A 6,000-nucleotide genomic window follows, 5' to 3' on the forward strand; every position below is an offset into this window, starting at 1 on the left:
AAATGGTATCATAACTTAAAACGAATCCCGGGAATTCTTTTTTGATAGAAATGAATATGTAATTTTCAGAACGGAAGAATATTATAAAAAAAATCTAAACTAATTATTATGAGCAATTATAAAAACATTTAATAGCTTCTAATACATAAAAGATTAGATAATTTGTAGTAGATAGTATAGTTGTTATTACTGGTCATAAAAGAGGAAATAATACTTTAGATAAGTATTACATACTTTACGAAGATGTTAAGGAAGTTGTAATATATACAAAAAAGTTGCATATTATGTTATACTTATATATCTTTGTTATGTTCTTATCCTTGGGCTCAGGAATTTACAGAGGTCTCAAACGCTGAACCAGTAATCAGCGTTTTTTTATGCCCAATAGTTACCAGACAGGACTCGCCAGAATCTTTCCTATTGAATTATCCGCAACATATGCAGTAATAAACTTAGCGGTAGTAGCGTTTTTAATCCATATTACAACGACATAATCTCCTTGCACAATAGTGACTCTTCGTTAGTTATCATAGCTTTTGGTCTTACTATCATAGCCGATTCGTCGGTCTGAAGTTGCATCTTCCAGCGCAACCAAGATGTCGCTGATTTGCAATTTTTTATATATAATTAGCTGAAATCCCAATGAGTCTAGCTATAGCTTAAACTAAAACTAAAACTATTCTATTCACAATTCGTAGAATATAACCCGTTTCTTCTGCAAACTTTTCCATCCGAGCCGTTTGGCTTTCTTTAAACTTTGGCTGTTCGCTGTTGGCTATATAGGCCTTCTTTTTGGTAAATTCTGCTGCGGCATCCGTTCCTTCAAAATGACCAATCGTAACCCTAATTTGTTCTTCTGCGGTCTTAACCCAATCAGAACCCAATGCTCCGCGCTCTTTTAATTCTACAAAAATGACGGTGTCATTATAAGAAAGAATTCCCTCACAACGTTTGTCTGGTTTTCCACTTGGCTTTCGAACATCTATACAATTGTCTACAGCAGTAAAAGTACAATAGTACTCATAATCGTTAATTACTACGGCAATCCATTTTGCACCATTAGCTTCATCAATATAGGCTGGGTTTTTGGCAGGTGGAGGATCATCACATAATCCAAATTTTTTCCTACTGGAGTGCGTCTGGCACCCGGCATCCATAAAATTTAAACTCATAACTTTTGCTGTATTTCCAGTAACCTTGCAAAAAGCTCATTAGTTTCGCCAAGCCGTTCATTAAGTTTGTTGTCATCTGAGGGCATCCCATTATAATCTTCTAACCGCGAAATAGTTCCTTCTACCTCTTCCATTTCATACACTACCAGATCATCGCCATTTAAAACCGATACAATGGGTACAATTTGCTGCACTTTTCGAAGAATCTCATCATCATTACTATTTAGTCTTTTAACAAGAGTATGTGCTTTCACTGCTAAGGTTAGGTAATTTAAAAGATAGGGGCTGTGAGTTGTTATAACTAATTTGTTATTATCATTTTGGTTGCTAAAGCGCACAAGCGTATTAAGTACCTCGCGCTGCGAAGTTGGAAACAGGTTTTGTTCTGGCTCTTCAACGATATTCAAAAAGGCAGAATAACTGCGCTGCGCTGATAAAAGTTGCAGCTGTGCTCGTTTCACATCCTCAGACAATGTCGGATCACTCATAATCTCCTGTACCTGCAAAAACAGATTCCTTTCTTCATCAAGACTAGTATGTTTAGTAGAATGGTCACGCTTTCTAAAAAGAGAATTGGCCAAATACGAACTAACCATATAAAGCGGTACAAGAGATTGAAAGCCACTCGAAGCTTCAGTAAGGTTAACAGTATAATCTTTACCTTTTATTCTAACGATATTGCTAAACTTTTCATATTCAAGTTGAGTATTATTGATAGGTAAATCTACCATTCCGTCCAAGGCATCAATCTCATCCAAGGCATCAAAATATTCATCAGCAAAGGTATAAAGCGTGCTTGGCAAGCCTTTTAAGTTCCTCACATTTCTAACAGAACCAACCAAGTTTCGCTCTGCTGGTACATACATGATTTTTGGAAAAGAATAACCATTCATAGGATTTCTTTCAATAAAAACGTCTTCTCTATTATTATCAAAACGAATAGTAAAAGCCTTACCTTGGTATTCAATTTCGGTAGTATCTTTAAAATAGGAGCCAATGTTTTGGTAAGAGCAGTGAATCTTAAATTCTTCCTTTGTTAATGAAGTAAAATCACCTCGCACCAAAGCTTTTTCAATCCAAACTATGGTAGAAATTAATTTTGCAACAGTACTTTTTCCCGACCCTTGATTACCAATAAAAACGGTAACACGTTTAATGTCAAGCCATCCATCGCTAACTTTTAGCCCCGCCTTAATGGGTCCGAAATTTCTTATTCTAATTTTGCCCATTTTCTTTTTTATTCTTAATCGCAAATTTACGTAAAATAATTTCGTCTATCCAATATTCCCAATATAAATAAAAAATACTAATTTTTTTAATAATTATTTTTAATAATTAATTTATTAGATGAAAAAGAAGATTTTTCATGAGAATACATTTTACAATTTAAATTTATTAAATACCTTTGTAACTATATAAGCCATAATCAAATTAATTAAACGCCATGAAACAAAAATTACACTTCAATACTTTTTTCTTTTTTTTGCCAATCCTTCAAAAATTAATAATCCACTTACAGGGATTCTATTTGATATTAAATTTTGCTCAGTTTATATTTCAGTTTTATTAGTTATAATGATAATCGCAATTGTATATTTTTGTATTGATGTCATCAGTTGGATAAATTCTGGGTTTAAATGGAGAAAGCTATTTACTTGTTTTGTCAGCTTAATGGCTATTTTTTGTATTTACTATTCTATAAAGTCAGTTGTTAACCGCAAAATAGGAAGAATTAAAAACACACTCCATAACATTCCTAATATACTTATAAGACGGAATACTGAGTTCATTTAATCATTTTAATCTTACCAATACCGCCGCATAATAGATAAAGATGATACTTTTTGTCAAGTGTTTTGCGCCGTTTACTTGACAAAAAAAATAATCTTATAAAACATTTTGCATGAATTTTCAATAAAAATATATGCAATTAAAATAGTATTTATTATCTTTGCCTCATGAATAAGTTACAAGAACTAAAAAAACACCTAAAACGAGGTAAAGTGTACCGCCGGGCAGATTTGTCCAAGTGGTCAACTTCCGTTGACCGTCATTTGGATGAATTGGTTAAAGAAGGTTCGCTACAAAAACTTTCTCAAGGGCTTTACTTTTACCCAGAAGTAACAGTTTTTGGAGAAGCACCACCCGAAGAAGAAGTGTTGGTACGTTCCTTTCTAAAAGATTCTCGTTTTTTACTCACTTCCTTCAATGCATACAATACACTTGGCGTTGGAACTACGCAACTGTACAATCAGAAAACCGTGTACAACCACAAACGCCATGGCGATTTCAACCTCGGCGGAAAAACATTTTCATTCAGAGTAAAACCACATTTCCCAAGCAAAGTTACCCAAGAATTTCTATTAGTTGACTTACTAAACAACCTAGACCAATTAGCAGAAGACCCAAAAGAAGTAGTTTCCAAAGTACGCTTTAAGGCAAAGTCAATGGATGCAAAAAAACTAAAAAAGTCATTGCAAGAATACGGAACTATAAAAGCAAAAAAACTGCTAGAACCAATAATCACAAGCTGATATGAATGATTATTTACATAACCACAAAGACTTCGCTGCACTACTTCGTATTGTTGGTAACGAATTAAATATTGAACCCATTCTAGTTGAAAAAGACTATTGGATAATGCATGTTTTGTATGGACTAAAGCAACTGAACTTTAATTTTGAACTCAAAGGCGGTACATCACTTTCCAAAGGCTACAAAATAATAAATCGTTTCTCCGAAGATATTGACATACACATAAAACCACCAGCAGAGTTTGATATTAATGAAAATCCAAAGAATACAAAACCTAAAAATGTGGAAGCTAGAAAGAAATTCTACAATTGGCTTGCAGATACAATAAAAATAAACGGAATTGTCGAAGCAAAAAGAGACACCGAATTTGATGATGAAACATACTACCGCAGTGGTGGAATTAGATTGTATTACCAAACATTCACAGAGGCAAGTGGAGGAATTAAAGAAGGAATACTTTTAGAAGCTGGATTTGACAAAGTAACTCCAAACAATGCCATAACAATTTCCTCATGGGCTTATGACAAAGCAATAAAACAAGGAGTTCCTATAATTGACAATCGAGCAACCGATATTGCCTGTTATCATCCAGGTTACACTTTTGTAGAAAAATTACAAACAGTTGCTACTAAATTCAGACAAGAACAAGAAACCAAAGAAGAACGTCAAAACTTAATGCGTCAGTATTATGACATTTTCAGCCTGTTAAGAAACGAAGAAGTTAAGAACTTTATTGGAACAAAAGAATACCTTGAACATAAAGCAGAACGTTTTCCAAAAACAGATTTTGATATACCTATCTCTGAAAACCAAGCATTTCTATTAAACAATAAGGAACTTAGAAACCGTTTCATACAAAGATATAAAGCAACAGCAACACTTTACTACAACGGTCAACCCAAATTTGAAGAAATACTATCAGAAATTAATAAATGGGTTAAAAAACTTTAAATAAAAATTCCATGCAGTAAAAAAAATCCGCGCCAATCCGCGTTTTCACATAGTGAATTCGTTTCATCCGCGTCCCAAAAAAGAACTATTCAATTCGGGAATCAAACCTATTCCATTCGGGAATTATAAAACATACAATTTGCAACACCACCACTACTCCAATAGATTTGTCCAATGTTAAATCCAAAAAGTAGTAACCAATGAAATTGTTTTCCGAGCAACTATTGTCAGAAATAGACAACCAACTACAAGGCATTCATTCAAAAACAGACAATCCTGTTCAATACGCAGAATTAGCAATCAAAGTGCTTATTCCAATTTTTGAAAATCTAAAAACAAAATTCCTTAAACATACTTTTGCAAATAAATCAGAAGAAATTAGTTTCTTTCGAGAAAATAAACCGCAATTTGCTTCCAAACTCATTTACTACAATGAAATTTACAACATCGAAACCAATAAGCCATTTGGTTCCAAAAAAGCAATCCGAAAGTACTTCAATCTCGAATTAATAAAACTGCAATCATTTTATATTGAGAATAAAGAGTTCTACAAATATTATAAAACGGATAATAAAAGTTTAGACAATAAATATTTTCTTCGAGGAAAACACGATTTGAGGCATACATTAGATAGCTTTTACTTTCAAGCTGATAATCGATTTTCAACGTCACACGATTATAAAGTAGCTAAAATTCTAGCAAACGAAAAGATTAAAAGTTACTTAGAAAATGAGATTACAAAACTAAAACAAAAAGAAGAAAACAATACTACTATCATAAATCCAAAAACTCAAAAATGGACCGGTTCTAAAGTGGGACTAATTGAATTAATTTATGCGCTGCATACCGAAGGTGTTTTCAATCACGGCACGTCCGAACTAAAAGAAGTAACCACATTTTTCGAAACAACTTTTAACATCAATCTTGGACAATTCAACCGCGCTTTTCTAGAAATACGAGCAAGAAAATCAGAAAGAACTAAATTCTTAACCACACTAAAAGAAAAATTAATACTTCGCATGGACGATGCAGACGAAAATTAATAGGGGTTGCCAATAATTGACAACCCATATATTCATTATTTAAAACCTGCAACATGATCCACAACAAGATGGTACTCTATTCTCTATATTCTTTTCTCTTGCTTCCCGTTTCTTGCTTCTTGCTTCTTGCTCCTTGCTCCTTGCTTCTTGCTCCTTGCTTCTTGCTTCCCGCTTCTTGCTTCTTTCTTCTTTCTTCCCGTTTCTTGCTTCCCGTTTCTTGCTTCTTGCTTCTTTCTTCTTTCTTCTTGCTTCTTGCTTCCCGCTTCTTGCTTCTTTCTTCTTTCTTCCCGTTTCTTGCT

5 protein-coding genes and 1 pseudogene are annotated in these 6,000 nt (G+C 33.5%); 3 read left to right on the forward strand and 3 right to left on the reverse strand.

From position 1 onward, the window contains the following. Positions 1–659: 659 nt before the first annotated feature. Positions 660–1,172 (reverse strand): hypothetical protein, encoded by a 513-nt coding sequence (locus AC9UEH_RS09645; RefSeq protein ID WP_509531188.1) that lies wholly within the window; start codon positions 1,170–1,172, stop codon positions 660–662. Further along, positions 1,169–2,401 (reverse strand): AAA family ATPase, encoded by a 1,233-nt coding sequence (locus tag AC9UEH_RS09650; protein ID WP_509531190.1) that lies wholly within the window; start codon positions 2,399–2,401, stop codon positions 1,169–1,171. The genes AC9UEH_RS09645 and AC9UEH_RS09650 overlap by 4 nt, the downstream gene beginning before the upstream one ends. Positions 2,402–3,130: 729 nt before the next feature. Between AC9UEH_RS09650 and AC9UEH_RS09655 the strand changes: the two genes are divergently transcribed. The 3 genes from AC9UEH_RS09655 (at position 3,131) to AC9UEH_RS09665 (ending at position 5,701) form a co-directional block, all read left to right on the forward strand. Beyond that, positions 3,131–3,706: a hypothetical protein gene (locus AC9UEH_RS09655; RefSeq protein WP_509531192.1), complete on the forward strand. Its 576-nt coding sequence runs from the start codon at positions 3,131–3,133 to the stop codon at positions 3,704–3,706. 1 nt (position 3,707) lies between these two features. Next, complete coding sequence (locus tag AC9UEH_RS09660; RefSeq protein WP_509531194.1) at positions 3,708–4,658, forward strand: nucleotidyl transferase AbiEii/AbiGii toxin family protein; 951 nt, start codon at positions 3,708–3,710, stop codon at positions 4,656–4,658. A 200-nt stretch (positions 4,659–4,858) separates the two neighbouring features. Beyond that, on the forward strand, positions 4,859–5,701 hold the full coding sequence (locus AC9UEH_RS09665) for an RteC domain-containing protein (RefSeq protein ID WP_509531196.1): 843 nt from the start codon (positions 4,859–4,861) through the stop codon (positions 5,699–5,701). Positions 5,702–5,777: 76 nt separating this feature from the next. On the opposite strand, the pseudogene AC9UEH_RS09670 reads toward AC9UEH_RS09665, so the two are convergent. Beyond that, a pseudogene (locus AC9UEH_RS09670) lies at positions 5,778–6,000 on the reverse strand (hypothetical protein); the annotation flags it as partial.

The organism is Flavobacterium sp. (genome assembly GCF_040402835.1).
Taxonomy (GTDB): Bacteria; Bacteroidota; Bacteroidia; order Flavobacteriales; family Flavobacteriaceae; genus Flavobacterium.